Below are 1,599 nucleotides of genomic sequence, written 5' to 3' on the forward strand. Positions count from 1 at the left end.
GTGGTATTGGTAATGTCTCTCGGCATACGAATCTACCATCAACATTATTGGCAGATTTAGCTTATAAGCAAGGTGAGGATACTGATTTTTTTGCTAAGGGTGACTTTTCTGGTACTCCTTTTAGGACATTACCTGCAAGAAAGAAACCCCTAATCCAAATTGATTCGGACTATTATGCTATAGACCCTTGTTTTATCCGTGATGCAGGGTACCGTGCTCTTTTATTTAATCTTTTACAGCGTAAGCCTGACTATAATAAAACCTTCAAAGAGCGCCAGAAAGAAATGAGTGAAGGGGCTTTCCCTGACATTCTAAAAGAACAACTACCTGGTGCAAAAATTTACCAAGAGGTTTATTACAAAGATCCGACCACAAGACAGTGGTCTGAAAATGATACTCTTGTAATTATTGATGATGTGCTTTTTCTTGTTGAAGCAAAAGCAGGTGCTGCTGCAACTATTGCTTCACCAGAGCTTGATTTTAAAAGGCATTCCCAAGCAGTTAAGGATTTAATTTTAAAGGCGTACAAACAATGTGAACGCTTTTTCAATTATCTTGCTTCTTCCGAAGAAGTCCAACTATACAATCGCGTAAATGGTAAATACGTAGAATGTGGGCGTGTACGTAGATCAGATTATCGTGTAATGGTACCAATCGGACTGACTGTCGAGTCGTTTTCTCCATTTTCCACAATTTGTAAAGAATTACCTCAAATCAATCCGTTGCTTGATGAGCATGCTTTTATATCTATGTCTATTGACGACTTGTTTGTGCTAAAGCGTTTCCTTCCTACCTCAGGTGCGTTTACACATTATATGGAAGTACGTCAAGCTGTAGCAGGGATCAAAGGTGCTCATTTATTCGATGAATTCGAACATCTTGGTGCGTATATTCTTAAAAATCGTTTCGACCAAGACATTGCTGAACAGAAAAGAAAGGAAAAAAATAGTTTGGTCGTATGGAGTGATATGAGCGATGCTATCGACCAGAGCTTTGAAGGTGAAGAGTGGGAAAAAAATCCAAAGCCAGTTCAAGGTTTCCCTGATGAAGTTTTAAGGCTACTTACAGCCCTTGACACTACCCAAGCACCAGGCTGGCTTACAGCTGAAAGCATAATTCGCAATTTTGGTGGGGAAGCTAGAGAAAATTTTGCCCATATTTTTGGGGATCTAAGCAAAACATTAGACGAGCATCCATCACGTTACTTCGCCTTTGGTGGTGAAGGTCAACCACTTTTTGTTTGGATACAACGCTCTGAACGACGTGTTAAATGGGAAGAAATAAAGAACAAAGCTAGTGCGGCAGCTCTGTCTACTAAGCTTCCTCAAATTGATGGCATTTTTATTACAGTTAGATCAAATCAAACTATTGATGAAGCTCATTATTTTCTAGCTCATTCTCCATCTGAGCATAAGACAGAGAATTCACATATTTTTGATGAAGCTGAACGCATGTCTATACGAACAAGTGAACTGCAACAGTCAAAGAAAGATGATGTTGCGGTGCCAAGAGTGAAAAAGAAAATTGGTCGCAATGAACCTTGCCCCTGTGGCAGTGGTAAGAAGTATAAAAAATGCCATGGCTGGAATTGAACCAAAG

1 protein-coding gene is annotated in these 1,599 nt (G+C 39.5%); it reads left to right on the forward strand.

Features of this window, described 5'->3' with window-relative positions; all coding sequences use genetic code 11:
• Nucleotides 1–1,592, forward strand: a 1,592-nt coding sequence (locus KDK19_RS01865; protein WP_257291236.1) for an SEC-C metal-binding domain-containing protein, incomplete at its 5' end; no start/stop codon positions are given.
• Nucleotides 1,593–1,599: the final 7 nt, after the last annotated feature.

The organism is Endozoicomonas sp. ONNA1 (assembly GCF_024606325.1).
Taxonomy (GTDB): Bacteria; Pseudomonadota; Gammaproteobacteria; order Pseudomonadales; family Endozoicomonadaceae; genus Endozoicomonas_A.